30 protein-coding genes and 1 pseudogene are annotated in these 25,906 nt (G+C 46.2%); 25 read left to right on the forward strand and 6 right to left on the reverse strand.

What is annotated here, in order from left to right:
- Positions 1 to 95 precede the first annotated feature (95 nt).
- From T456_RS0103770 to T456_RS0103800, 7 genes are all read left to right on the forward strand, one after another.
- Complete coding sequence (locus tag T456_RS0103770) at positions 96 to 611, forward strand: hypothetical protein (protein ID WP_024864979.1); 516 nt, start codon at positions 96 to 98, stop codon at positions 609 to 611.
- A gap of 2 nt (positions 612 to 613) precedes the next feature.
- Positions 614 to 757, forward strand: coding sequence for a hypothetical protein (locus tag T456_RS22310; protein WP_155838014.1), 144 nt, complete (start codon positions 614 to 616; stop codon positions 755 to 757).
- 795 nt (positions 758 to 1,552) lie between these two features.
- The gene (locus T456_RS22315) at positions 1,553 to 1,759 is read left to right on the forward strand and encodes a hypothetical protein (RefSeq protein WP_155838015.1); all 207 of its coding nucleotides are present in this window, start codon (positions 1,553 to 1,555) and stop codon (positions 1,757 to 1,759) included.
- Positions 1,760 to 1,798: 39 nt separating this feature from the next.
- Positions 1,799 to 2,188: an EAL domain-containing protein gene (locus tag T456_RS0103785; protein WP_024864980.1), complete on the forward strand. Its 390-nt coding sequence runs from the start codon at positions 1,799 to 1,801 to the stop codon at positions 2,186 to 2,188.
- Positions 2,113 to 2,685, forward strand: coding sequence for an EAL domain-containing protein (locus T456_RS0103790; protein WP_081748980.1), 573 nt, complete (start codon positions 2,113 to 2,115; stop codon positions 2,683 to 2,685). Before T456_RS0103785 ends, T456_RS0103790 begins: the two co-directional genes overlap by 76 nt.
- A gap of 11 nt (positions 2,686 to 2,696) precedes the next feature.
- Positions 2,697 to 3,029 carry an Hpt domain-containing protein gene (locus T456_RS0103795; protein ID WP_024864982.1) on the forward strand — a complete coding sequence of 111 codons (333 nt, stop codon included), beginning with the start codon at positions 2,697 to 2,699 and terminating at the stop codon, positions 3,027 to 3,029.
- 21 nt (positions 3,030 to 3,050) lie between these two features.
- Positions 3,051 to 4,328 carry a chloride channel protein gene (locus T456_RS0103800; protein WP_024864983.1) on the forward strand — a complete coding sequence of 426 codons (1,278 nt, stop codon included), beginning with the start codon at positions 3,051 to 3,053 and terminating at the stop codon, positions 4,326 to 4,328.
- Between the two features lie 65 nt (positions 4,329 to 4,393).
- Here the strand turns inward: T456_RS0103800 and T456_RS0103805 are convergent, their stop codons facing one another.
- Positions 4,394 to 4,666: a hypothetical protein gene (locus T456_RS0103805; RefSeq protein WP_024864984.1), complete on the reverse strand. Its 273-nt coding sequence runs from the start codon at positions 4,664 to 4,666 to the stop codon at positions 4,394 to 4,396.
- A gap of 224 nt (positions 4,667 to 4,890) precedes the next feature.
- Between T456_RS0103805 and T456_RS0103810 the strand changes: the two genes are divergently transcribed.
- Entirely contained in the window at positions 4,891 to 5,247 is a 357-nt protein-coding gene (locus T456_RS0103810; protein WP_024864985.1) for a hypothetical protein, read from the forward strand.
- 84 nt (positions 5,248 to 5,331) lie between these two features.
- On the opposite strand, the gene T456_RS0103815 is transcribed toward T456_RS0103810, so the two are convergent.
- Positions 5,332 to 5,856, reverse strand: a complete 525-nt coding sequence (locus tag T456_RS0103815) for a hypothetical protein (protein ID WP_024864986.1) — start codon at positions 5,854 to 5,856, stop codon at positions 5,332 to 5,334.
- 160 nt (positions 5,857 to 6,016) lie between these two features.
- Between T456_RS0103815 and T456_RS0103820 the strand changes: the two genes are divergently transcribed.
- From T456_RS0103820 to T456_RS0103845, 6 genes are all read left to right on the forward strand, one after another.
- The gene (locus T456_RS0103820; protein ID WP_024864987.1) at positions 6,017 to 7,177 is read left to right on the forward strand and encodes an ABC transporter substrate-binding protein; all 1,161 of its coding nucleotides are present in this window, start codon (positions 6,017 to 6,019) and stop codon (positions 7,175 to 7,177) included.
- A 188-nt stretch (positions 7,178 to 7,365) separates the two neighbouring features.
- Positions 7,366 to 8,250, forward strand: coding sequence for a branched-chain amino acid ABC transporter permease (locus tag T456_RS0103825; protein WP_024864988.1), 885 nt, complete (start codon positions 7,366 to 7,368; stop codon positions 8,248 to 8,250).
- An 86-nt stretch (positions 8,251 to 8,336) separates the two neighbouring features.
- Positions 8,337 to 9,401 carry a branched-chain amino acid ABC transporter permease gene (locus T456_RS0103830; RefSeq protein WP_024864989.1) on the forward strand — a complete coding sequence of 355 codons (1,065 nt, stop codon included), beginning with the start codon at positions 8,337 to 8,339 and terminating at the stop codon, positions 9,399 to 9,401.
- Entirely contained in the window at positions 9,402 to 10,160 is a 759-nt protein-coding gene (locus tag T456_RS0103835) for an ABC transporter ATP-binding protein (protein ID WP_024864990.1), read from the forward strand.
- A 58-nt stretch (positions 10,161 to 10,218) separates the two neighbouring features.
- The gene (locus tag T456_RS0103840) at positions 10,219 to 10,935 is read left to right on the forward strand and encodes an ABC transporter ATP-binding protein (RefSeq protein WP_024864991.1); all 717 of its coding nucleotides are present in this window, start codon (positions 10,219 to 10,221) and stop codon (positions 10,933 to 10,935) included.
- A 32-nt stretch (positions 10,936 to 10,967) separates the two neighbouring features.
- Complete coding sequence (locus tag T456_RS0103845; protein WP_024864992.1) at positions 10,968 to 11,606, forward strand: cytidylate kinase-like family protein; 639 nt, start codon at positions 10,968 to 10,970, stop codon at positions 11,604 to 11,606.
- A gap of 51 nt (positions 11,607 to 11,657) precedes the next feature.
- Here the strand turns inward: T456_RS0103845 and T456_RS0103850 are convergent, their stop codons facing one another.
- Positions 11,658 to 12,695 carry a 5'-3' exonuclease gene (locus tag T456_RS0103850; protein ID WP_035801177.1) on the reverse strand — a complete coding sequence of 346 codons (1,038 nt, stop codon included), beginning with the start codon at positions 12,693 to 12,695 and terminating at the stop codon, positions 11,658 to 11,660.
- Positions 12,696 to 12,897: 202 nt separating this feature from the next.
- On the opposite strand from T456_RS0103850, the gene T456_RS0103855 reads away from it, so the two are divergent.
- Complete coding sequence (locus tag T456_RS0103855; RefSeq protein WP_024864994.1) at positions 12,898 to 14,031, forward strand: aldo/keto reductase; 1,134 nt, start codon at positions 12,898 to 12,900, stop codon at positions 14,029 to 14,031.
- Positions 14,032 to 14,138: 107 nt separating this feature from the next.
- Positions 14,139 to 14,810, forward strand: a complete 672-nt coding sequence (locus T456_RS0103860) for a lysophospholipid acyltransferase family protein (RefSeq protein ID WP_242835863.1) — start codon at positions 14,139 to 14,141, stop codon at positions 14,808 to 14,810.
- Here the strand turns inward: T456_RS0103860 and T456_RS0103865 are convergent.
- The gene (locus tag T456_RS0103865; protein ID WP_024864996.1) at positions 14,807 to 16,060 is read right to left on the reverse strand and encodes a sensor histidine kinase; all 1,254 of its coding nucleotides are present in this window, start codon (positions 16,058 to 16,060) and stop codon (positions 14,807 to 14,809) included. The two genes, T456_RS0103860 and T456_RS0103865, sit on opposite strands and share 4 nt — an antisense overlap.
- 127 nt (positions 16,061 to 16,187) lie before the next feature.
- On the opposite strand from T456_RS0103865, the gene T456_RS0103870 reads away from it, so the two are divergent.
- From T456_RS0103870 to T456_RS0103880, 3 genes are all read left to right on the forward strand, one after another.
- Positions 16,188 to 16,799 carry a hypothetical protein gene (locus T456_RS0103870; RefSeq protein WP_024864997.1) on the forward strand — a complete coding sequence of 204 codons (612 nt, stop codon included), beginning with the start codon at positions 16,188 to 16,190 and terminating at the stop codon, positions 16,797 to 16,799.
- Positions 16,796 to 16,978 (forward strand): hypothetical protein, encoded by a 183-nt coding sequence (locus tag T456_RS0103875; RefSeq protein ID WP_024864998.1) that lies wholly within the window; start codon positions 16,796 to 16,798, stop codon positions 16,976 to 16,978. Before T456_RS0103870 ends, T456_RS0103875 begins: the two co-directional genes overlap by 4 nt.
- Positions 16,979 to 17,044: 66 nt before the next feature.
- Positions 17,045 to 17,302, forward strand: a complete 258-nt coding sequence (locus T456_RS0103880) for a hypothetical protein (RefSeq protein WP_024864999.1) — start codon at positions 17,045 to 17,047, stop codon at positions 17,300 to 17,302.
- 94 nt (positions 17,303 to 17,396) lie between these two features.
- Here T456_RS0103880 and T456_RS0103885 read toward each other — a convergent pair whose 3' ends face one another.
- Positions 17,397 to 18,041: an orotate phosphoribosyltransferase gene (locus T456_RS0103885; RefSeq protein WP_024865000.1), complete on the reverse strand. Its 645-nt coding sequence runs from the start codon at positions 18,039 to 18,041 to the stop codon at positions 17,397 to 17,399.
- A gap of 69 nt (positions 18,042 to 18,110) precedes the next feature.
- Entirely contained in the window at positions 18,111 to 18,530 is a 420-nt protein-coding gene (locus T456_RS21030) for a LysM peptidoglycan-binding domain-containing protein (protein WP_024865001.1), read from the reverse strand.
- Positions 18,531 to 18,718: 188 nt separating this feature from the next.
- Here T456_RS21030 and T456_RS0103895 point away from each other — a divergent pair, with 188 nt between their 5' ends.
- The 6 genes and pseudogenes from T456_RS0103895 (at position 18,719) to T456_RS0103915 (ending at position 25,906) form a co-directional block, all read left to right on the forward strand.
- Positions 18,719 to 19,705 carry a diaminopimelate dehydrogenase gene (locus tag T456_RS0103895; RefSeq protein WP_024865002.1) on the forward strand — a complete coding sequence of 329 codons (987 nt, stop codon included), beginning with the start codon at positions 18,719 to 18,721 and terminating at the stop codon, positions 19,703 to 19,705.
- A gap of 119 nt (positions 19,706 to 19,824) precedes the next feature.
- Positions 19,825 to 21,306, forward strand: a complete 1,482-nt coding sequence (locus T456_RS0103900; RefSeq protein WP_024865003.1) for a hypothetical protein — start codon at positions 19,825 to 19,827, stop codon at positions 21,304 to 21,306.
- A 190-nt stretch (positions 21,307 to 21,496) separates the two neighbouring features.
- Positions 21,497 to 22,030, forward strand: a complete 534-nt coding sequence (locus tag T456_RS0103905; RefSeq protein ID WP_024865004.1) for a hypothetical protein — start codon at positions 21,497 to 21,499, stop codon at positions 22,028 to 22,030.
- 27 nt (positions 22,031 to 22,057) lie between these two features.
- Positions 22,058 to 24,334 (forward strand): M4 family metallopeptidase, encoded by a 2,277-nt coding sequence (locus T456_RS0103910; RefSeq protein ID WP_024865005.1) that lies wholly within the window; start codon positions 22,058 to 22,060, stop codon positions 24,332 to 24,334.
- Between the two features lie 18 nt (positions 24,335 to 24,352).
- Positions 24,353 to 24,418, forward strand: a pseudogene (locus T456_RS24290) (zinc-ribbon domain-containing protein); the annotation flags it as partial.
- A gap of 249 nt (positions 24,419 to 24,667) precedes the next feature.
- The gene (locus T456_RS0103915) at positions 24,668 to 25,906 is read left to right on the forward strand and encodes a hypothetical protein (RefSeq protein ID WP_051464966.1); all 1,239 of its coding nucleotides are present in this window, start codon (positions 24,668 to 24,670) and stop codon (positions 25,904 to 25,906) included.

A 25,906-nucleotide genomic window follows, 5' to 3' on the forward strand; every position in this document is an offset into this window, starting at 1 on the left:
TGGGAGATGTTCGCGGGGAGATTGACAGGTACATTGATTATTCAGACCCGGAAGACGAATAATTACAAATAATAAAGAGTATGGAGGCGCAAAAAATGAAAAAGATTCTAGCTCTGGTACTTGCATCTGTAATCATGGTTTCAACATCTATAAGCGCATATGCCGCTGAACAGGAACTGGAGGGCTCACGCAGTGTTACTGCCGAGGACATCGAGAAGCTCCAGAATGAGATCGATCAGCTCACCGGAGAGATCAAGAACCTCACCAAGGCTGTTCAGGCAGCCATGAACAAAGGCGGCGGTGGCGGCGGACGCGGAACGGGAACGCCTTCTCCTTCAGAGCCCAGAAGCGCCATACTTAAGAGAAATAATGCTGTAGCATACTACGGAAATACAGTTGCCCAGGGCGGACACGTTGAGATCAACGGAAACAAGAGCAATGTGACCTTTGTTCTTACCGTACCCAACAGCGGTATAATTTCATCGGCAAACCAGCTGGCAGGAAAGCCTTGGCGGTGTGCTTATCAACTGTGTGCAGACAAGTTCTCCCGGTGTTGCATTCACATCAGCAAAGTGCAACTTCTATTGCAGCGGCGTTGTAGCCGGAGATAACATTGCGGTTTTATCAGCAGCAGAAGAAGGGCTGGGTACAGCTTCCGGTAGCTGAGATCCGTAAGGACCACGTAGTGGTTAACATGACAGGACACGGACCTGTAGCATTTATCAGAGTACCTGCTCTTGCTACAGTGACAAATTAACAAATTGACAATATAGCCTTTAGGCCTTTAAGGCGCCCGTCTTGGGCGCCTTTTGTTTTGCCGGTAAATCTAAATATTTACGAAAATTAAGCCATAAAAAAGCCATTTTTCGCTAGGGTGCGTTATAATTAATGGACAGATTGCTGGAACCGCAGAATGATTTAATTAAGGATGATGCGATGACTTTTGATGGCAATACAAGACTTGATATTGGCGCGAAATACGAGAAGGACTTCAGGCGGACGGTCCCTCATTGTAGATGATGAGCCCGTTAATCTGCGTATCCTTGGCAATATCCTCAAAGGAAGAATATGATATAGTTTTTCGCTCAGGGCGGAGCGGAGGGCATTGACCATAATAAAGGAGGCAGAAAGGATTTCCTGTTCTTTGGTGCCCTGGATCTTTATATGCATGACGGAAACGGGTATTTTCGTTCTCGGACGGCATGAGGGATGACGAACTCCCTTAAGAATATCCCCCGTCATCGTGATCACCGCTGCGAAGACCGAGGAGGTAGAGAGCCTTCGAAGAGGCGCAGTGGATTTCTTTGGGAAACCCTACGATTCTCCCCGAGGTCATAAAAGCCCAGGGTAAAAAAGAGCCATCGAACTTTCCATAGACAGAAATATTATCGTGGAGACCCGGTGTTGACTCCTTAACGGGGCTTATGACCAAGGAGTTCTTTTTTCCAGTATGCAAGAGAGTACGACAAGTTCCATCCCGATCAGCAGGTGGACGCAGTTGTCCTTAATTTCTGCAAGTTTCATCTTGTAAACCGAGCTCTACGGACGGACAATGGGTGATAACCTCATTAGGGTGATTGCCATGACCGCAAGGGAAGTTGCCAGATCCTGCGGAGGCGTTGCCTGTCGATACAATGCTGACTGTTTTTACATGTATATTGAGCATCAGGAGGATTACAGCCTCCTTAAAGACATGCTTGTACAGAGAATATCGGATATTTTATCGCCCCTGGATGCCAGGATAAGGATCGGTGTGTAATCCGGATCTTTACCGCTCGGCAAATCTTGAGCAGCGCTTTTGACAGGGCTACTGGCTGCGAGCAATACCATTTCCAAGAATATCCATTCACCTCATATCGCAGTTTATGACAATCAGATGCATGAAAAAGAGCTGTATGAGGCCAGGCTTCTCGGAGATATGGACAAGGCGCTTGAGGAGCACCAGTTCATGGTGGTCTTCCAGCCAAAGTACGATATAACCACAGACACACCAAGGCTCTGCAGCGCAGAGGTTCTTATCAGGTGGAAGCATCCCGAGTTCGGATTTGTAAGACCGGATTCTTTCATGCCGCTGTTTGAGGAGAACGGACGTATAAAGGAAGCTGGACAGATATGTGTGGCGCGAGGCGGCAAAAACAGCTTAAGCGCTGGAAGGATCTGTACGGTACGGCAGTGCCCATTTCGGTAAATGTCTCAAGGGTGGATATCTATGACCCGGACCTTGTGGATTATCTTAAACAGATCATTGCCGAAAACAACATCAGCGCAAGTGAACTGCATCTTGAGATAACAGAGACGGCTTATACCGACAGCGTGACCCAGATAAAGGGCGTTGTTGAGGGGCTTAGAAACGAAGGCTTTATGGTGGAGATGGACGATTTCGGAAAAGGGTACTCCTCACTGAATATGCTCACCTCCCTGCCCATTGATGCGCTGAAGCTTGACATGGCTTTTATCACTGATATTGCCGAGAACAACAAGGAAATGAGCATGGTGGAGTTTGTTCTGGAAATTGCCAGATTCCTGGGGGTTCCGGTTATTGCCGAAGGAGTTGAGTCAGCCAGTCAGTATCTTCTCCTTAAAAAGGCAGGGTGCGATATCATTCAGGGCTATTATTTTTCCAAGCCGGTTTCTGCTACGGAGTTCGGACATCTTATAGAGAAGAGCAGAATGGCAGCTAGGTGAAAGGAGACAGCATGACTTTAGACTCTCTTAGATCATACGGCGCGGACGTTGATGACGGATTGCAAAGATGCATGGGTATGGAGGATTTTTATCTGGAGATGATAGAGCTTGGGCTGGCCGACGATCGCTTTGAGAACCTGGGCCAGGTCCTTAAGGACAATAACATGGACGAAGCCTTCGAAATGGCCCATGCCCTGAAGGGAGTCATCGGAAATCTTGCACTCACGCCTCTTTATGATACACTATGTGAGGTGACAGAGCATCTTCGCAAGAAGGATGCCATGGACTATACACAGGCTTACGCAAAGCTCATGGAGCAGCGGCAGCAGATAATAAATCTTTGATCGAGGCAAAAGAGACTCAACATGGAAGAAAACATCTTTGAACATCTTAAGGAACAGCTGTCTGATATGGATATCAAAGGCAGGATAAGAGTACTGGTCAGGTGGCTCATATTGGGATCCATCACCGGAATGGTGGTGGGAGCAATCGGAGCTGCCTTTTCTCTTTCCATAGGCTGGGCGACCAGATTCAGAACCGAACATGATTACATAATACTTGGGCTTCCCTTGGCAGGTCTTTTGATAGTATTCCTGTACAGGCTGTGCAAGGACTACGAGGACAAGGGCACGAATCTTGTCATTAAGTCTATCCAGGAAGGGGATAATCTTCCCTGGTTTAAGGCTCCCCTTATTTTTATCTCTACCACTCTGACCCATCTTTTCGGCGGATCCACGGGACGTGAGAGCGCGGCACTACAGATGGGCGGCAGTATCGGATATAATTTAGGCAAGCTCTTTAAGCTGAAGGAAGGAAATGTAAAGATCATCACCATGTGCGGCATGAGCGCCGCTTTCTCGGCACTTTTCGGAACTCCCATGACAGCCGCATTTATGGCTATGGAAATTGAGAATGTGGGAGTAATGTACTATTCAGCCCTTGTGCCCTGTGTTATATCGGCTCTTATAGCCCAGGGAGTAAGTTCTTTCTTCGGAGCTGCGGGAGAGACCTTCGCAGTGAACGTTGTCCCTGAATTTACCCTTTATCAGGCGTTTTTTACGGGGCTTTTGGGAATCCTATGCGCAATCTTAAGCGTTATATTCTGCAGCGTCTTAAAAGTGACAGGAAAGGCCTACAGAAAGTTCTTTGCCAATCCGTACCTTCGTATATTTGTGGGCGGATGCATCGTTGCGGGACTGACGTTTTTGTCGGGGACAAGATATTACAACGGTGCCGGCATGAACGTTATCGAGATGGCCATAAGGGGGGAGGCGCCTTATTACGCCTTCCTTCTTAAGATAGTCTTTACTGCGCTGACCCTTGGCGCGGGATATAAGGGCGGTGAGATCGTTCCGGCTCTGTATATCGGTGCCACTTTCGGGTGCCTCTATTCTCAGATCGGAGGCTTCGATCCGGCTCTTTGTGCCGCAATCGGAATGGGAGCTCTTTTCTGCGGAGTTACCAACTGCCCGATATCATCGCTGTTCATATGCTTTGAGCTCTTTGGATTTAAGGGAATGCCCTATTACCTTCTGGCAATCGCCTTAAGTTACACCTTCTCGGGATATACGGGGCTCTACAGCAGCCAGAAGATCATGTATTCCAAGTTCCATAACAAATACGTAAACAGAGAGACCAGATAAAAAGAAAAAAGCAAAAAATAAAAGTCGCCTTTCCCGCGAAGGAAAGACGACTTTATTTGTTGTTATTACAGGTTTTCTATGGCCCGGAATTCATCAAACTGCGGATCGGAAACAAGGTCGGTTATCAGGTTGAGCGGTGTCAGCCCGATGGCCTCATGATGGATCTGCTGTTTAATGACCATTTTCTCATAGCTTGAGAGCTCCCTGAACTCAGGGTGCTTCTCCTCGTACTTATCGTTAAGCTGGTCAAAAAGATTATACTCCGGATCTCCCCACGCAAATACTTCGGCTGTCTTCAAGTTTGGTTTGAAGGGAGAATATTGCAGCTGGTTAGACATAATCAGGTGCTCCTTTCTCTGCTACAAAAGTTACTGAATTTCCGAAGGCTTAAGTAATAACCCCTCTTAAATATAATATCATAAAATTTAACAAAATTTTATGATATTACATAATCTTTTTAGATATTATTCCCAAGCGCATAATTGAACCTGAGGACGGTGGAAGGTATGATTATCTGTGCAGGGAAACTATGTTAACCTTTCTTGCGATAAGAGGAAAAAATATGAGTTTATCAATCGGCGCTGTAGGCAGTCCCTACGGCATGAGCTTTATACAGCCGCTCAACTACAACTTAAAAAATGAGTCGGATGTGTCGGATTCCTTCATCGAGACCGGCATGAGCGGTGCGGTGATGAACGTACCTCCCGTGAGGTACCCCAACGCACAGGCACTGACACCCTCAGATGAAGAGAGCGATCCGTTAAAGCTTTCAGCCAATGTGGTAAGAAAGTCCCAGGAAGCCAATCGTATGTATAACGACGTGGCAGCCAAGTTCCAGGGAATGACCACAGGCTACAGTCAGGACACTCAGGCAATGTCCTATGCTATGGCAGGAAATACCATAGATCTGTTTGGGTGATAACAATCGAATAGGTAGGTGGCAGATAAAAAGCGGGAGTTCATCGGTGTCCGATGAGCTCCCGCTTTGCTTGTACATATTTATTTATCTGAAGTAATCCGTAGAAGCCTTCTGCATAACCTTGGCTTCCTGAATCTTCTCATTGACGTCGACCAAAAACTGGTGATTGGTGGGATCCGAAATGAATTCAAGGAAATCTGCGGCTTCCTTGTGGGTCAGCTTCTGGATACCTGTAAGGTAGGACATGATCTCTTCTCTGGACTTGCCCTCGTTTATATAGCGGTCCACAATATCAAACAGCACCATGAACCTTCTCATCTTGACTCTGGTGTTGATCTGGTGGAGTTCAAAGAGGATTGCAAGCACAAAGATCAGTGCGATCAGGGATAAAACAAGGAAAATTGCGCCATACATGTAAGCCCCGGAATGAAGATTGAAAATTCCGGCGCACAGGGTAGATATCGAAAATGTCATCACGGAAGTAATCAGGATGATCAGCCTCGCCTTGTTCCTGGCCTTTGGAGGCAGTTCCATGAACCTCACTGCTACACCGAACACGATGTAAAATACCAGCGAAAAGGCTATCCCCACATATGATAAATGAAGCATATGCATTTCCCCCTATAGAACAATTTTAACAAGCATAAAACATTAATGCAATCAAATAAAAATACGTACTCTCTCTTGACTTTTTCAATGTAATACTTTAACGTAAGATAATAAATAAAAATTGTATACAAATATACATTTTGTGAGGAGGGAAATAATTATGAAGAAGACGGGCAAAATCTTCAGCGTTGTTATGGCTTCTGCTTTAGCTGTTTCAATGCTTGCCGGTTGCGGCGCATCACAGCAGGGAGGTTCAGATACATTCAAGATCGGAGCTATTGGTCCCCTTACAGGCGGAGCTGCTGCTTACGGTAATGCAGTTGTTAACGGCGCACAGATTGCTGTTGATGAGATCAACGAGGCAGGCGGTATCAATGGATACAAGATTGAGTACAAGACAGAAGACGACGAGCTCAATGCAGAGAAGTCAGTTAACGCTTACAACACACTTAAGGACTGGGGAATGCAGCTCCTTGTAGGATCAACCACATCTGCCTGCTCAATCGCAGTTTCAGAGAACACCAAGAACGACAATATGTTCCAGCTTACACCTTCAGGATCTGCTGAGGAGTGCGTTAAGTATGACAACGTATTCCGTGTATGTTTCTCAGATCCCAACCAGGGTATTGCTTCCGCTCAGTACATAAACGATCACAACCTTGCTACAAAGGTTGGTATCATCTATGACAACTCAGACGTTTATTCTTCAGGTATCTACCAGAAGTTTGTTGAGGAGTCAGAGGGCAAGAACTACGAAGTAGTTTCAGCTGAGGCTTACACACAGGATAACAACACAGATTTCTCTGTTCAGCTTCAGAAGGCTAAGGATGCAGGCGCTGACCTGGTATTCCTTCCTATCTACTACTCAGATGCTTCACTGATCCTTACACAGGCCAACACAATGGGCTATGCACCTACATTCTTCGGTGTAGACGGTATGGACGGTATCCTTACTGTTGAGAACTTTGATACATCACTTGCAGAGGGACTTATGCTTCTTACACCTTTCGCAGCTGATGCTACAGATGAGCTTACTGTTAACTTCGTTAAGAAGTACAACGAGAAATACGGCGAGACACCCAACCAGTTCGCAGCTGATGCTTACGATGCTGTTTACATCATTAAGGCAGCTATCGAGAAGGCCGGCGTTACACCTGCAAGCAGCGTATCCGAGATCTGCGATGCAGTTAAGGGCGCTATGGTACAGATCGAGGCTTCAGGACTTACATCTTCCAAGATGACCTGGTCAGCATCAGGTGAGCCTAACAAGGAGCCCAAGGCTGTTGTAATCCAGAACGGTGTTTACGTATCAGCAGAGTGAGAGAACCTGACGAGGTAGTTTCGAGTCTGGTTCGAACCTCGTTCTGGATCGAACGAAGTTCGAGAGCAGAACTACCTTGGACTAAGTAAATTTATAAAGTAAATCAGCAAGGGATGCTGTCAAAGGCATCCCTTGTTCTCTATATTGTGGTAGAATATTTTGGTGAAAAGAAATTGTGGAGGTGCGAGATGAGTTTTTTGACCTATCTCATTAATGGACTAAGCCTGGGGAGTATCTACGCGATTATAGCGCTGGGATACACTATGGTTTACGGAATTGCTAAGATGCTTAACTTTGCTCACGGAGATTTTATCATGGTGGGCTGCTATATTATCTTTTCCGTCAGTGCCGCACTTTCCGGCAATTCAGTGGTTGGAATAATAGTCGCCATTATTCTTTGTACACTTCTTGGTGTCACAACGGAGTTTGTGGCATACAGGCCTTTAAGAGGTGCAGCTTCACCTCTGGCGGTGCTTATTACAGCCATCGGCGTCAGCTATCTTCTTGAGAATATAGCACTTCTTATCTACGGCGCAGATATCAAATCATTCACTTCAGTTATCAATTGGGAGGGCGTATCCTTTGCGGGAGGACAGCTCAAGATCCAGGGAGTTACCATCGTGACCATTTTGGTGAGTGTTGTTATCCTCATTGTGCTTCAGCTCTTTATCAACAAGACCAAACAGGGACAGGCCATGCTTGCAGCCTCGGAAGACAAGGCGGCAGCGGCTCTTATGGGAATCGACGTCAATAAGACCATTGCACTGACCTTTGCTATCGGTTCTGCCCTGGCAGCCGTTGCGGGAGCTCTTCTTTGCAGCGCATATCCTTCCCTTTCACCTTATACGGGAGCAATGCCCGGTATCAAAGCCTTCGTGGCAGCGGTACTTGGAGGTATCGGCTCAATTCCGGGCGCCATGATCGGCGGACTTGTTCTGGGAATAGTAGAGATCCTGTCAAAGACCTATATTTCATCACAGCTTTCGGATGCCATTGTTTTCGGCATTCTGGTAATCGTTCTTTTGGTTAAGCCAACAGGAATCCTGGGAAAGAAGGTGCAGGAAAAGGTCTAGCTTGGCGAGGTACTGTCGAGCCTAGCATAGACCTTTGTTACGGCGAGCAAAGCGAGAGCGTAACTTCCTTATAAAGGAGATATTTTATGTCTAAAACACAAAAATCCAATTTCATCACATACGGCATTGTTATTGCCGCCTATATAATCCTTGAGGTCCTGATGCTTACCGGAAACCTCTCAAGCCACTTAAAGGGACTACTGGTGCCCATGACCTATTATGCGGTAATAGCCGTTGCACTTAACCTGTGCGTAGGTATCCTGGGAGAGCTCAGTATCGGACACTGCGGCTTTATGTGCCTTGGAGCTTTCTCCAGCGCATTCTTTTCCCGGGCAACGGAACAGATCATCCCTACAGTGCCAAGATTCCTTATGGCTTTCATCATTGGAATAGCCGTTGCGGCTCTGTTTGGTTTCCTCATCGGTATCCCGGTACTTCGTCTTAAGGGTGATTACCTTGCCATCGTTACTCTGGCTTTCGGCGAGATCATCAAGAACGTCATCAACTCTTTCTACATCGGTATCGACAGTAAGGGCCTGCACTTCACCATGAAGAGCGCCATGGACCTTAACATGGAGAAGGACGGCGACATTATCATCAACGGAGCCATGGGTATTACGGGAACACCTCACAACGCAAACTTTACCATAGGTATCGTGGTTCTTCTGATATCTCTTTTCATCGTGCAGAATCTGGTGAATTCCAGAGACGGTCGTGCCATCATGGCCATCCGTGACAACTATATAGCAGCTGAAGCAACCGGCATCAATGTGACCGGATATAAGATGATGGCTTTCACTATTTCGGCAGCTATCGCCGGAGCAGCGGGAGTTCTTTTCTCCCACAACATCACCACACTGACGGCTTCCTCCCAGTACTTCGGATATAATGCTTCCATCATGATCCTGGTTTATGTGGTTCTTGGAGGCATCGGAAATATCAGGGGCAGCGTTATTGCAGCCTGCATTCTGTATATGCTTCCCGAGATGCTTCGAGGACTGAATACCTATCGTATGCTGATCTATTCAATTGTGCTGATCATCATGATGATCGTGAACTGGTCACCCAAGGTTATCGCATGGCGTAAGAAGACTTTTGGAGGTCTCAACCTCATAAGCATTCTCACAGGCAAGAAAAAGGGGGTGGCATAAATGGCACTTCTTGATGTAAATAACTTAAGCATTTCCTTCGGCGGTTTGAGAGCCGTTGATAACTTTAACATAACCATTGAAAAGGGCGAGCTCTACGGCCTTATCGGTCCCAACGGAGCCGGCAAGACTACGGTGTTCAACCTGCTTACAGGCGTTTACAAGCCCAACGAAGGCATCATAAGGCTTGACGGTGATGACATTACCCGAAAGAGTACCATCGAGATAAATCATGCGGGAATCGCAAGGACCTTCCAGAACATCAGGCTTTTCAGGAATATGTCGGTTATAGACAACGTAAAGGTTGGACTTGCGGAGAAGTTCAAGTACAGTGCCCTTGAGGGAATGCTCCACGTGGGCAAGTACAGGAAAGTGGAAAAAGAGATGGATTATGAAGCCATGAGTCTTTTAAAGGTCTTTGATCTTGACGGATCAAGGGACGTACTGGCTGCAAATCTTCCCTACGGCAAGCAGAGAAAGCTGGAGATTGCAAGAGCCATGGCTACAGGGCCGAAGCTTCTTTTGCTGGATGAGCCGGCAGCGGGCATGAATCCCAATGAGACCAAAGAGCTGATGGATACCATCGCACTGGTCCGCAGGGAATTTGATATGACTATCCTCCTTATCGAGCATGATATGAAGCTGGTTTCAGGTATCTGTGAGAAGCTCACGGTACTGAATTTCGGCCGCGTACTGTGCCAGGGAGAGACAAAAGAGGTGCTGTCTAACCCGGAGGTTATCACAGCTTATCTTGGCGAGTAGAGTATCCCTCGAGTAGAGCACTTGCTGAGGTTTTACACGAAGAATAGGAGATTTACTTATGGCAGAATCAATCCTTGAAGTAAAGGATTTAAGTGTATACTACGGCGTTATCCAGGCGCTTAAAGGTATCTCTTTTCACGTTGACAAGGGAGAGATCGTGGCGCTGATAGGTGCCAACGGAGCCGGCAAGACCACAACCCTTCATACTCTGTCGGGGCTTTTAAAGGCCTACAGCGGAGAGATCAAGTACAAGGGACAGGAGCTTACAAAGATTCCCAATCACAAGATCGTTTCACTGGGAATGGCTCAGGTTCCCGAGGGAAGACGTGTATTTGCGCAGATGTCTGTGCTTCAGAATCTTAAAATGGGAGCCTACACCAGATCCGACAAGAATGAGATGGAGGCCACCCTGGCCAATATCTATAAGAGATTCCCAAGACTTGAGGAGAGGAAGAACCAGCTGGCCGGAACCTTGAGCGGCGGTGAGCAGCAGATGCTGGCTATGGGAAGAGCCCTTATGTCTCATCCGGATCTGATCCTTATGGATGAGCCTTCAATGGGTCTTTCACCTATTTTTGTAAACGAGATCTTCAGCATTATTGAGGATGTTAACAAGGACGGAGTGACAGTACTTCTGGTAGAGCAGAATGCCAAGAAGGCTCTGTCCATTGCCAACAGAGCTTATGTTCTTGAAACCGGAAGCATTTCCAAAGAGGGCGATGCAAAAGAGCTGTTAAATGACGAAGCCATCAGAAAGGCTTATCTTGGAGAATAACTTACTTCTCAATTTATTGGAGGGTTAAGGTAATGAAAAGAAACATCGTTATTACAATTGCACGTCAGTACGGAAGCGGCGGACGAACCGTAGGAGAGATGCTGGCCAATGATCTTGGCATTCACTACTACGATCACGAACTGATCCATCTTGCCTCTGAGGAGAGCGGGATTAGCCTGGGACTGTTTCTGGATGCCGACGAGAAGGTCAGAAAGACCGGATTTTTCAGAACTCCCATAAACGTATACAGAGGAGAGCTGATAGGACCTGAGAGCAAGGAGTTTACTTCGGAGGTAAACCTTTTCAACTACCAGGCCAAGGTGATCAAGAAGCTGGCAGAGACCACCAGCTGCGTTATTGTAGGACGCTGCGCTGACTTTGTCCTTAAGGACTATGACAATGTCCTTAGTGTCTTTGTTCACGCACCTCAGGATTTCCTTGAGGAGCAGGCAGCCAAGGTCAAGAGCCTCCCCCATGATGAGCTGGTGAAATTCATGGCTCAGGAGGACAAGTTCAGGGCTGTATACTATGAGCATCATACAGGTCAGAAGTGGACAGACGCCATGAACTACGACCTTTGCCTTGACAGCAGCAAGCTCGGCTTTGAGAAGTGTGTCGAGGCCATTAAAGCTCACTGCAAGGTCAGGTTCGGTGAGGATATATTTGATTGATAAGACAAATGAAAAGGCATCAGGTGCAAAGCGCATCTGATGCCGTTTTTTTCAAAGCTTCTCCATGAGAGATTTAAAGCCGTATTTTTCGAACTGTTCCTTGGCCTTTTCCTTATTGAAGTTTATTTTGAATGCTTCGAGGTCTTGAGGGATTTCATAGTCCCTTCGGATCATAGCCAGGTCTTTTGACAAAAAGGCCATATCCCTGTATTCCATCATTGCCTTTAAGGGGCTTCTGGTAATTCCAAGATTTTCTTTCCAGGTGGCTGCAAGGGCTTTGCGGGCCTTCTCGTCCTCGCAGGCATCGATGGCTTCGTAGATCTTCTCTACGGTGCCGTAATGTGCAAGAAGCGGGATGGCGGCGCTGCTTACGCCTTTTACACCGGGAATGTTGTCGCTGGAGTCGCCCTGGATGCCCTTAAGATCGGGAATCTGCTCCGGGCGTACACCGTATTCCTTAAGACATGTGGAGGGGGTCACCTCGAAGGCCTTGTCGGGGATGTTCACAAGCTTCTTGTTCCAGCCAAACTCAGCTCCGTATTTATTCTGAAGCTCATCAGCAGTCTCCTGCTTGGTCTGAACAAGCCATACCCTGGTATAATCGCTTATAAGCTGAAGATAATCGTGATCCTTGGTGATGATGTAGGAGGGTATCTCTTTTTCATATTTTGATACAACGCTGCCTACGATGTCGTCAGCCTCATATCTGTCGTCATACATGACTTTAAAACCAATCTCCTCAAGCATGTTCTCCATGTTGGCGAACTGCTCCTTCAAAGGCTCGGGAGTATCACCTCTGTTTCCCTTGTATTCGGGATATTTTTCCCTTCTGAAGGTGTCTCTTGTGGTATCAAAGGCGAACATCATATGGGTAGGCTTTTGTTCTGCCATGATCTTTAAGATTGCCCTCATCATGCTGTACATGGCGTTGGTGAACTGCCCCTTGTCATTGTGCATGATCTGGCTCTGGAGCTTTATTCTCTTCTCAGGGTCTTTTTCAAAAAGCAGGGCTTTGGGGAGATTTCCGTAATAATTGGTAACCAGCATGGAACTGCCGTCTATAAGAATGAATTTGTCTGTATTGGCCATTATTTTACTCCTTGCAAAATATCACATCACTAGTAAGTATACCACAGCTGCAGCCCGTTACGATTCACTGTTTTTTACAGCACAGGAACCGGGGAGAAAGGTGAAAAAAGATGGCTGTAAAGTTGGGGTAAGATATAGTATCATGTAAATATATTGCGCGCGACATAATGTGTTGGCGAAACAGGTTAGGAGGTTATGGCTAATGGAACAGAATAAGTTTTTTCCGGAAGTGAACGGCAATTTTGCTTTCGGATGTATGAGATTGCCCATGAACGGCGAAGAGGTAGACTACGGTGAGTTCAGCAAGATGGCAGATGCCTTTATTGATGCCGGATTTAACTATTTTGATACCGCTCACGGATATATCAACGGAAAGTCGGAGATCGCCATCAGGGAGTGTTTATCAAAAAGACACGACAGGTCGGAATTTCTTTTGACAAATAAGCTGACAGATCCTTATTTCAATTCTCAGGAGGATATAAGACCTTTCCTTGAGAAGCAGCTTGAGCTGTGCGGAGTGGACTATTTTGATTTCTATCTGATGCACGCCCAGAACAAAGATAATTATAAGAAGTTCCAGCGCTGCAAGGCCTATGAGACAGCTTACCAGTTTAAGCAGGAGGGACTTATCAGGCACCTTGGAATATCCTTCCACGACAGGGCTGAGGTCCTTGACATGATCCTCACCGAACACCCTGAGATCGAGGTGGTGCAGATCCAGTTTAACTATCTGGATTTTGAGGATCCTTCAGTGCAGAGCCGCAAGGTATATGAGGTATGTGAGAAGCATGGCAAGCCCGTGCTGGTAATGGAGCCTGTAAAGGGCGGAAACCTGGTAAATCTGCCGGCTGAAGCAGACAAGATCCTTCGTGATCTTAACGGGGGCAGTAATGCCAGCTATGCGGTTCGTTTTGCTGCAAGCTTCCCAAGCATCGCGGTAGTTCTTTCAGGTATGAGCGATATGGCTCAGATGAACGACAATATCAGTGCCATGAAGGATTTTGAGCCTTTATCAGAAACTGAGATGGCAGCTGTTGGCAGAGTAACTGCTGTTTTCAAGGGACTTAACCTTATTCCCTGTACTTCCTGCAGATACTGCATTGAAGAGAATCACTGTCCCAAGGATATCCTTATTCCGGATCTTTTTGCTGCGCTTAATGCCCATGAGGCCTTCAGCAACTGGAATGCGGAGGAACACTACAAGAAGGCCGTGTCAGATGGACACGGAAAGGCTTCGGATTGCGTAAAGTGCGGTATGTGCGAGAGAGTATGCCCTCAGCACCTTAATATCAGGGAGCTTCTTCCCAAGGTTGCTGCAGCTTTTAATGAGGTGTGACTATATTTTTTGCAATCTGGCGAAGATGGAATCCTTATGGTATACTACTCCTCATGAATAATTATTATCGTACAATACTGATCAATTTACATAGGATAATCTATTACGTGACAAGGACCAGGCTGTGGAAGCTTCATTGGGACAGGCACAGTGAGGAAGAGAGGTATGCTGCTGCCAGAGAGATGATCTCCAAGATGAACAGATCCATGGGATATAAGACCATAGCTTACGGCACTGAGAATTTACCCAAAGAGGGCGGATATATCATGTATCCCAACCATCAAGGCAAATATGATGTGCCCGGAATACTGGCAAGCCATGACAAGCCCTGTACTTTCGTTATGGATGAGAAGAAGTCCCATATAATCCTGGTTAACGAGTTTCTTGAGCTGGTGGAAGGCAAGCGCCTTATGATGGATAACCTCCGTCAGACCATGAGGATATTCCAGGAGATGGCCAAAGAGGTTGGAGAGGGAAGGAAGTTCATTCTTTTCCCTGAAGGCGGTTACAAGGAGAACAACAGGAATATCGTTGAGACCTTTAAGGCAGGAAGCTTTAAGGTGGCGCAGATGGCCAAGGCGCCCATTGTTCCCGTAGCCCTGGTGGATTCCTATCTTGTGTACAACAGTGATCACAAGGGACCCACCACCACATACGTATATTTCCTTGAGCCGATAGATTACGAGGAATACAAGGGACTTAAGACTGTAGAGATCGCATCAATTGTAGAGAACAGAATAAAAGAAAAGATAAAGGAGCACATGGCTGCACAGGCTTAAATGCAGGTCATGACAGCTTTTACCAGGAAAGTATCCCCCTCCTGAGTGAAGCTTGCAACTCCGCCGTACTTTTCAGCAACAGATTTAATTTGGGCTGTACCGATACCACTCTGAACCATACGGGTGCTTACGGGCAGCCCTTTCTCATTGAATTTTGTGTTTATGGCGCAGGGGTTCTTGGTCATAAGCTTGAGCTTTCTGCCGTCGTAGATGATCTCCACCTGAAGGGCGCGCTTTTCGGGCTCCACAAGGGTCTGTGCCTCCACGGCATTTTCAAGAGCATTGGCCACAAGGCTTGTAATGTCCATTTCCTCCATCGGGAAAAGATTCGGGACAATGGCCTTTACCCTTAGTTTAAAGCCCATTTTCTGGCATCTTGAGGCATAGATGGAAAGAAGCTCATTTACGATGTTATTTTCGCAAAAAGAGACAGCGGTGACCTTTTCAAGCATCGAATCGAATTCACTAAGGTAAGCGGCAGCCTGCTCATATTCCTGGTTGTGAATAAAGCCGGCCAGAACTCTGTTGTAATGTCTGATATCGTGTTTGTACTTTCTTATGGTCTGCTCATTGCTCTCATAGATGGAGAGCTGCTCTCTTAGCCTGTTGGTACGTTCCTGAAGGAAGTAAGCTACTTTTTCGTCGGCGGCCTTCCTGTCAAGCTCTGAGGCGGTGAGCTCGTACTCAGCAATGACTGCAGCCATCATTACGACCGCGTAGATTATGGTAAACCAGTCCATCATGTTCTTGCCGTAGGGCTGAAGATATCCTGAAAGTGGAGTGTTCAGCAGAGAAAAACTAAGAAGCAGACCCCAGAAGGATGCAATGGTGCCATAGACAGCACCTGCGATAAAGTCATTGATAAAGGGCATGATAAGGATAAACAGCCAGAAGGCGTCCATTCCGATCTCCCAGTTTGTCTCCATGATAAAGTGGAAGAAAAGAACGGCAGTCAAGGCAAAGATACCAACAATGGTTGTAACCACGTGGTTCTTGGATTTCCACAGGTAAATAATGAGGGCAACGAAGATAATGCCGATGCTGATGTTGGTCACGGCACCATGGTAGTATTTATGAAGTATGCAGGGAATAAAGGTGACGATCGTATAGATAAGAAAGCCGATAAGGATGATCATCATGGTCCTGGTTTTCTGTTCCCTGACATCGTCAGCCCACTCAAATCTTATGAGATCTTTTATGCTATACCTGAATCTGTATCTCAGATTATCCATACTGAATTTTATCTTCATAACCCTGTCTCCCAATAGGATTTCGATATGATTTCTTCATAATAAGATTATACATAATTTCGCTTTTCTAGTGTATAATTAATGGTAATGGTACTAGTTGTAGTATTCCATTTTTGGGGGAAAAGAAATGGCTATAAGCATTTCGGGTCTTACTGAGGTCGTCAATAAATATCTCAATTCGATTTCTGATTCGGGGAAGGCTGTTAAAGAGGTCAATGAGGCTGTGGAGAACCGCAGAGTATTTCGCGATACCCTGGGTGAAGCCATCAAGGCCGAAATTGCCGGCAAGATTCCTGAATTTCCTGATATTCCATCAGTTATACAGCAGAATATGGAGAATCGCATGAGGGTGGATACTACCTTTCAGGCAGAGAAGGCTGCGGAAACATCTGCTGTCAGTGAGACCGCAGGTACTGCTGCAGGCGCTTCTTCTGCAGATTCGGTAAAAGAGCTGGTGAAGGCCATCACTTCATCGAACCTTGATTCTAATACAAATGCTGATGCCTTCAAGGGACAGCTTAGTGCGGAGGCTCTTCAGGAACTGGCTAAATCCGCATACTTTTCGGGAAACCTTATTCAGGGCAATCTTTTCAGCGAATCCACCGAAGGTTCTTCATCTTCTCTGTCTTCGGGTTCGGGCAGCAGTCTTTCGGAGCTTAATGCCAGATCCCTTCTGGCCGCCTATCTAAATAAGGGCACGGATATCAATACCAGCGTATTTGGAGATTTCTCGCTATGAATAAACTTCTTGCTATATATGCTGCGGTTCTTTTTATTGCAGGAGTCATTTTCTTTACAATTGCACAGCTTAAGATCGGGACAAGTGATGAACCCGAAACCTACCGTTGGATGAGAATCCTGTCCATAATGACAGTGATTCTTGCTCTTGTTTGCGTTTTGTTTGCCATAGCCTCTTGATATACAAGTAGTATTGTGCTATATTATATGTAGTAATCAAAACTACATGTAAAACGGGAGGTGCAAATGAATACAAAGGAACTTCGGAAGTATCTTAAGCAGCATCTGGTGCCTTCCAAGCTTTATAAGATCGGTGGGGCGCACAGAAACAGAATCTGTATGGATAAGACCGAGAATGGCTGGGCTGTTTTCTTCCAGGATAAGAAAGACAGGATTGGGGTTATGAATTTCGTAGATGAGGCTTCAGCCTGTAAGTTTATGAAGGATGAGCTCAGAAAGCTTATGGAACAGCTTTATGGTCTGACCTGGGCAGCTGCCAGATAAATGTGAATTTCTCAAGTGAAAATGTGTGAACATAAAAGGCGTGCCGCTTTACGTTGTAAAGCGGCACGTCTTGTGTTGTGCGGATGATCAAAGTTTATTTCAGTACGCTGTAGCCGAAGCTGTTAACCAGGGCATCGATCTTGATTCCCTTCTTGCAAAGAGGGCAATCGGCAGGTGAGTAGTAGTTGTATTCGGGAAGATCATCCGGTGAGAATACCGAGATTACAGGCATTCCGGAAACTTCCTTAACGGCACTGAAGATAGCGCAGGCGCCTGAGACATTGGCACCGTAGTAGCGCACACCGGACATCATCTCTTCAAGGGAGATACCGGTTGTAAGTGATCCCATAAGGATCAGAGTATGTTTGCCTCTGATGGCAAGCTGAAGGTTGTCTCTGAAGATAAGCTGTCCACCCGGGGAATATTCCGGTGAAAGGACATATACTGTCCTGTGAGCATTGTAATTAAGGACACCGGCCTTTGTCAGTTCCTCGGCAAGATATGTACCGATTACCTCAGTTCCGTCGCAGCAAAGGATAGTGTCAACAGGAGTGGAAATGGTGTAGTGCATAGCCAGAATGGAAGCAACTCCATGGGCTTCGCTGCATCGGGTCTTCATGGTTCCCATTTCCATATAGTTGGTAATGTGAGAATGGTTGGTTGCAAAATGTCCGGGAATGATCTTCAGTGTAACATTCGCATTAAGCTTGGCCGGAATTTTGGTATAGTCGTTGAGCATTGACCGAACCCCCTTTTTCTTTTAGTATATCATTTTTTCACGCAGAATAAAAAAGGAATTGACGATTTTTTATTTATATTCTGTGGAATAATAAGGGAGTATAAGGTTCTCTCCGGCATTTATCCTTCCGTCTTCCCTAAGGTTGTTGATGGAGGAAATCTCAGACATAAAGGAATCTACGTCTGCGTAGTGACCTTCAGGTATATTGGCATTTGCAATGTCCCACAGTGTATCGCCGCTGTGAACAGTGATCTGTCTGTAGTACTTGTACTCCGGAGTGAATGTATTTGAAGCAGCACCGGAGGTAAGAGTCATAATGATGAATACTGTGGTTGCTATGATAACAGCGATGATACCTGCCAGTGCCATCCTCTGGCGGCGTACGATTCTCATGCGTCTTCTCTTGTTGTTCATGATCCTGATCTCGCTGTCTGATACAAATCTGGGGTCGTTATAAAGCATTGCGGCTTTCATAAGGGCTTCACTCATTTTTCATACCTCCTAAGTCTTACTTTTCGTAATATTTGTTCGATCTCTTGCTTTTTTCTATGCTCTGATTATGCACTCTAATGTGTGTCATAAATTACCCTTGTATTTTTATGCGGGAAGTCTTATTATTTTTTCATGCATGATTTATTACGTTAAAGCAGGAAATAGTAATTTAGGAGGAATTAGTAATGAGTACAAGAATTGGAATACTTGGTTACGGTAACCTTGGACGTGGCGTAGAACTGGCTGTCAATGCGGCTCCTGACATGGAACTGGTTGCTGTATTTACAAGAAGAGATCCATCCACACTTACCATAAAGACACAGGGTGTACCTGTTGTATCAGTTAATGATGTTGCAGACTGGAAGGACAAGATCGATGTTATGATCCTCTGCGGAGGCAGTGCGACAGATCTTCCCACTCAGACACCTGAGTATGCTAAGCTCTTCAACGTGGTTGACAGCTTTGACACCCACGCAAGGATTCCCGAGCACTTTGCAAATGTTGACAAGAACGCACAGGAAGCCGGCAAGGTTGCCGTTATCTCCTGCGGATGGGATCCCGGAATGTTCTCACTGGCAAGAGTTTATGCAAATGCCATACTTCCCGACGGCAAGGATTACACTTTCTGGGGCAAGGGCGTATCCCAGGGCCACTCAGATGCGATCCGCCGCGTAAAGGGTGTTAAGAATGCCAAGCAGTACACTATCCCCGTTGAGAGCGCACTGGAGGCAGTAAGAAACGGCGAGAACCCTGAGCTTACAACAAGACAGAAACACACAAGAGAGTGCTTCGTTGTTCTTGAAGAAGGCGCAGATGCAGCAGCTGTAGAGAAAGAGATCAAGGAAATGCCCAACTACTTTGCTGATTATGACACAACAGTTCATTTCATCAGCGAAGAGGAGCTTTTAAAGAACCACAGCGGAATGGCTCACGGCGGTTTCGTATTCAGAAGCGGCAAGACAGGAGCTGACAAGGAGCACAATCACATCATTGAGTACAGCCTCAAGCTCGATTCAAACCCTGAGTTCACCACCAGCGTTCTTGTGGCTGTTGCAAGAGCAGCATTCCGTATGTCAAACGAAGGGCAGAAGGGCTGCAAGACAATCCTTGATATCCCTCCGGCATATCTTTCAGACAAGAGCGGAGAGGACTTAAGAGCACATCTTCTGTAATCGGAAATCGGATAATATGAATTAAACCGTGGCATTAAAATGTGATAAAATTAATTGGTACACCATAAACATATATGTGGTGTACCAATTTTTTTCTTTCTTACCAGGGAGGAATGGCATTGAAGGACATGAATACCCGGGCAAATCGGATTGATCCAAGGATCTATGCGGCACTTATATTTGCTGCATATCTTTTTATGTATATCACAACCGCTTCCGGGGCCAACAGGGATTCAGCGGGAATTCTGGCTGAAACCCAGAGGGTCGTCTATTACTATGCCGATCAACTGCTACTGGTGGCGGGGCTGTTGGTATTCGGTTTTTTGTGGGACAGGATCAACAACACCGCCGGATGGATAGTGCTATCGCTGGCCTGCGCTGCTTATCTTATCTGTTTTTTTGTATATATGCTCAATGGAGGATGGATATCCTACGGGATAATGGCTCCGGTGATGTTTCTTGCAATGGGTATCATAGGTGCGGGGGTAAATTACTACCTGTCATATAGCCTGGCCCCAGGAAAAGAAACAGGACGGATCGTCACTCTGGGTGCAGCCATTGCCTTTTTGGCCCAGTATATCTTTCAGATTCTTCTGGACAACGGGGTGTTAGTTCTTACACTGATAACCATAACTACTGTTATTGTATATGCTTTCCTAAAATGGGAAACCGGGAATGAAAACCGGGTGATTCCCAGTGCGGTATCACAGGACAAATGCCAGGTAAATTCAGATAATTGCAGATATATTAATAAAAGATTTAATTACTCAATAATCGTGCTTTTGCTTCTTATCATTTTAGCTCAATCCTATGACAGCAGATTGCTTCTTATGATAGTAAAGAATCCGGGGGCGTCCATCACACCCTATTCCTGGCCGAGGATCTTTGTGATACTGGGCTATTGTATCCTTGGAATGGCCTTTGACTTTGGCGGGATAAGGATTGCGAATGTAACATGCTTTGCAATGTCCCTGTGGATGTTGATAAATCCTGTTTTATTTGCGGAAAATCCCGGAAGCACACTGAATATGTGCATCTTTTACACCTTTGTAGGCATGGTGATCTGCTATATGTACATTATTTTCTGGAGTATAGCGCCATACACAAAAAGACCGGCTTTAAATGCCAGCATGGGAAGAGTGATAGACGGAAGTTTTGGAGTCATTTCTGCGCTGCTTCCATGGGAGAGCATGTCCGAGAGCGCTGTAATGATCATCAGTATCCTGTCAGTATCTTTGATGGCTGTGGCCTTACTTGTGAGCGGAGTTATACCAAAGCCAAAGGAGACAGAACCGGCAAGAGAATCCGAGGAATCGGAGCTTTCTTTGGAAAAGGAAGATATGACAGAAGTCAAGGTTACTGAAGATGATGCCTTTGAGATCATTGCGGGGAAATACGATTTTACAGACAGAGAAAAGGAGATTTTCAGAAAACTTGTCCTTACCGAAGATTCAGGACAGGAGATATCGGATGAAATGTATATATCAAGGCGCGTATATCAGCGTCATGTGGCAACTTTGTACGGAAAAACCGGGGCGAAGAGCCGCGTTGGACTGTATCAGATCTACCACGATACCATGATGAGTCAACTTAATGCCTGATAGAATATCTCGTGATATATATTACGGATAAGAAAGAATGAAGTCATTTTCTGACTTCATTCTTTTTTTATTTATTGTTTTCTAAATGTTTAAGCTTTACGGGTGTTTGGCACATGTGTGACCTCTTTTTACAATACGCATTTTTGTAAAATAGTATTGTGGTTTTTTGTTACAAAAAAGAGGTGTACCTGTGAGAAAAACACTCTGTGTAAATTTGGCATTACTGCTGATAGTTTCTGTTGTTACAGGATGCGGACAGGAAGCGTCCGATGAGGCTTCGCAAGATGCGGGGAATGAAATATCACTTCAAATATCGGAAAAAATACCCCGGGTCAACGAAACTGAGGAACCTGTGGCTTTTTCCGGCAGGTGGAGAATGACCTACGGGGAAATGAGCTCTGACCCCGAGGTGGACCTGGCCATGCCGGGGTTGTCTTATTTTGAATTCTCAGGGGGAAACAAAGTTAAATTCCAGTTTTCGTTTGAGTACATTCAATACTTTGTAAAAGAAGGAGAATATACACTTGTTGAGGAGTCTATGTATGAGGATACCAATAATAACGGATGGTATTACATAATTGATGCCGACAACGAGCTGGAAGATCAGACATACGATCATTTTATATGCCGTTTTACAAAGGCCGGTGATGGGATAATGGCAGTCATAAGTGGAGAAGGTGAGTCCACAGTGTATACATGCTTCTATGAAAAAGCAGAAGAATAAATGTTGGAAAAGGAGATATCGAGCACTATGTCAAAAAGAAAATCGGTTTTAGCTGTTTGCCTGTCTGTTCTTATGCTCTCCTCCATATTTGCCGGATGCGGTGAAAAGGAATATGACAGCTATAGCCTGGGCGAGAACAAAGCTTCGGATTCTGTATTTGGTACAGAAACAACTACCGGTTCTGAGAGTTCCGGGAGCGGAAGCGTATTTGGAGACAGCACTGCCTCTGCAGATGAGGAGGATGAATACGCAGACCATGAAGAAGAGGACTCTATCTTCGGAACCTCGGATGAAGATGATGGCTCTTTTGTCGTAAATGACGGACCTGTCGAGGGTAAACAGCTGACTGAAGCCGATATCCAGGCCATGAATAACAACAAGGCCATTATTGTCCGCTCCAACAACGGCTATGTGTCCACACTGGTAGGAAGATATTACAACAAAAAGATAAAGGTCGTTCCGGGAGAAATGGTGACTGCGGAAGATGCCATAGAATCACTGAACGGGATTGCTGATCTTTTGGGACTGCAGGAGGGGACAGAGTTCTTCTGTTCCGATATGGGCCAGGACGGAGCCAAATACACCTACATCGCCTATCAGCAAAGAGACGGGCAGTCCACTATCTTTAACGCAACGCTCCACATAGTTATAGATCCTGAAGGGTATCCCTGCGCAGTTTCCTCATCGTTTACAACAGCACTGGGAGAATCCATACAGGGCACACCTCTTTCCAAGGAAGAGGTCCTGGCGAAGGTCATTGAAATGGATGAGCCTGGTGCCCATTACTATCCCGAGGCTACAGCAGAAGCCAAAATATGGGTCGCCGCCACTGAGACTATCGAGAACTGCTATGTTTTCTTCAAGGATAATCCTCTAATAGATGAAAGTTTTGAGGCCATGAGGTACATAGCTGTTTACTTCAGTAAGGACGGAAAGAACCTGTTCTGGTATCTGCCGACTGCCACTCTGGGAGTTGAAGCCGACACCTCGTATTACAACAATGACGACTACTTCAAGGGAATGCAGGCAACCACCTGGAGCGGGAGCGTCAATTTCCTGAATGGCGGAAACCTTGATGTGACCATTAATGTGGCCTATAACCCAAACGACGGAATGTACTACATGATGGATCTTGAAAGAAAGATCGCTGTGGCTGACTGCTACGACTTCCTGTATAAGGGAGCCACTCTTACTTTCCTTAAAAGCAAGGATAATACCTGGGACGAAAGAGATATAGCCGCGATGTACAACTACGAGTGTGCCTATGATGCCTATAAGGCTATAGGAATAAAATCACCGGACGGTTTTTCTACACCGATCCTGCTTCTTAGGAAGTACTGCAATCAAAATCAGGAGGGAATAGAGAATGCCTGCTACATGGCCAAGTACTTCGGCTGGTTCACCTTCTGCTATTGTGAGGTTCTGGATATCAGCTATGACCTTGATGTTGTGGGTCATGAGTACACTCACGCTGTGACAGAATCCTGTATCCTTGGCAATAACTATATGAATGATGCGGGAGCCATCAATGAATCGTATTCAGATGTAATGGGAAATATCATCGAATATATGTATAACAGGACGTCCGATAAACAGTGGCTGTCAGCAGAGATGAGCGGTGAGACCAACAGAAATATGTCTAATCCCATTGAGTACCATCAGCCTGACAGGATAGGAGGAGCCTACTACATAAGAAATGTCGAAGTTCCCAATCAGAACTTTAACGACACCGGTGGAGTTCACATAAACTCAGGAATTCCGAATCTGGCAGCCGTTCTCATATATCAGGCCGGTATGAGCCTTGATACTATGTTTGACCTGTACTACACCTCTATGCAGGTTCTTACTCCGGCAAACAGCTACGAGGACATATATGCGGCTCTGATCTACAGTGCAAGAGCAAACGGCTATGACCAATATGAGGACATTATTACAAAAGCCTTTACCCAGGTGGGGGTTCTTAGTGATAAGACCAGGCAGCAGCTCGAGGAGGAGATCCCGCAGGGCTGCGGAAAAGCTGAGATCAAGGTAGTTAACTATGGCTATGAAAACGTGCTGTTCAGGCTGCTGGTCTACGATACCGGAGGCAAATTCCTTGGCTTTTCCTTCCCTGATAAGAACGGGATCATTTCCATTGCACTTCCCGAAGGCAATTATCTGTTCAATATACAGGCCATAAATACCCAGTCCAATCAATCCGGAGATTATGTATTCGGAAGCAGCGGTTGGGAATATAACAACGGCAGGAATGCAGCGGTGGTCACCATAACCAATGGAAAGCTGCTTACGCTTCCGGATGCCTGATGATAGGAGGATAACAATATGTTCTGTGCTAATTGCGGAAAAGAGATACCTGAAGGAGCTAAATTCTGTACCAACTGCGGAACCCCTGTAGCGGGGGTACAGGCAGCATCTGAGCCGACACCTCAGCCAGCGCCTGAGCCGACACCACAACCGACTCCACAGACGGCACCTGAGTCGACACCTCAGCCTGCGCCTGAGCCAGCGCCACAGCCGACTTCACAGCCAACACCGCAGCCTACACCGCAACCGGCTCCACAGCCTACGCCGCAACCGGGACCACAGCCAGCGCCGCAACCGGCACCACAGCCAGCGCCGCAACCGGCAGCACCTGCTGTGAAGACGGGGCTTCCCATTAGTAAGCCTGTTATCGGAGCAATCGCCGGCGCCGTTCTTATAATTGTCATTATTGCGGTTGTTGTGGCTACAAGAGGAGGCGTTAAGTATAACGATCCGGAAAAAGCACCTGTCACTCAGACAGCCATCGCCGGGTACGAGGCATTTTCTTCCGATAAGCTGGATATTTCCTTCCTGTATCCTTCTTCTGCCCAGATAAGGGACAACGGGGCAAAGGGTGTGTATGTCTACACCTCAGGAAACCAGGGAATTCCGTATATTCAGATTGAAAACAAAAAAGGCAGCGTTAAGACTGATGCATACTTTAAGGATTATAAGAAGACTCTTTTGAAGGATTTCAGTGACGCTAACGTATCCAATATCAACAAGGTGGATATAACAGACAAGACCCTGTACATGATGAGAAGCTCTGTGTTTGTTGATGGGGCGGATCAGGTGATAGACAGATATATAGAGCAGTACAAGAACAGAACCATCATCTACACCGTTAAGAGTTATTCAGAGGGAAGTGAAGATCTGGCCCTTAAAGCAATTGTTGAGAGTCTTCGGCCGGATGATGGCGCCTATGCGGCTCTTGCAGGAAGCAGCGGAACAGGGACCTTTGGAGGAGATGAAACTCAGATCGACGTGGCTGATGGAGAAGAGTCAGAAGATATAGAAGATACCGGGGAGGACGATGGCGTCATCATGCCCGGAGATCCCGGAGACGAGGGCAGCGAAATAGATATGGGAGATTTCGGCGATGAAGAGACCGGCGAAGACCTTCAGGGGACCGGAGACTTCCAGCAGATCACTGCTCCTGATTATAGCTTTGGATTTATGGCAGAATCCACCCTAATAGAGAATGTGACCTATGAGCAGGGCAGTGTCCAGGTCTATCCCAAAGGAATGGGCAGCGAATCCAATGTGGCAATATTTGTAGCCAAGAATGACTACCATGACCAGGGGATAACCACAGCCAAGGATTTCATCACCGCCTATACCGATGGAGTAAAGAGCAATGGAGGAAATCCTTCCTTCTACAGCATAGACGGAGCATACTTTAAGTTCGAAGGTACCCAGACTCTCCACGACGGAACCTGGGGAGACACTCTTTGGGCAACAGCAGACAATAACGGATATATCTACACCATCTATTACGACTATGAGGGAAGCAATGCCGAATTGTACAATACTCTGGCATACGAGATCATGTATTCCTTTATGGTTTCACAATAA

Origin of the sequence: Butyrivibrio sp. FCS014 (assembly GCF_000526935.1) — a bacterium.
GTDB lineage: Bacteria > Bacillota > Clostridia > Lachnospirales > Lachnospiraceae > Butyrivibrio.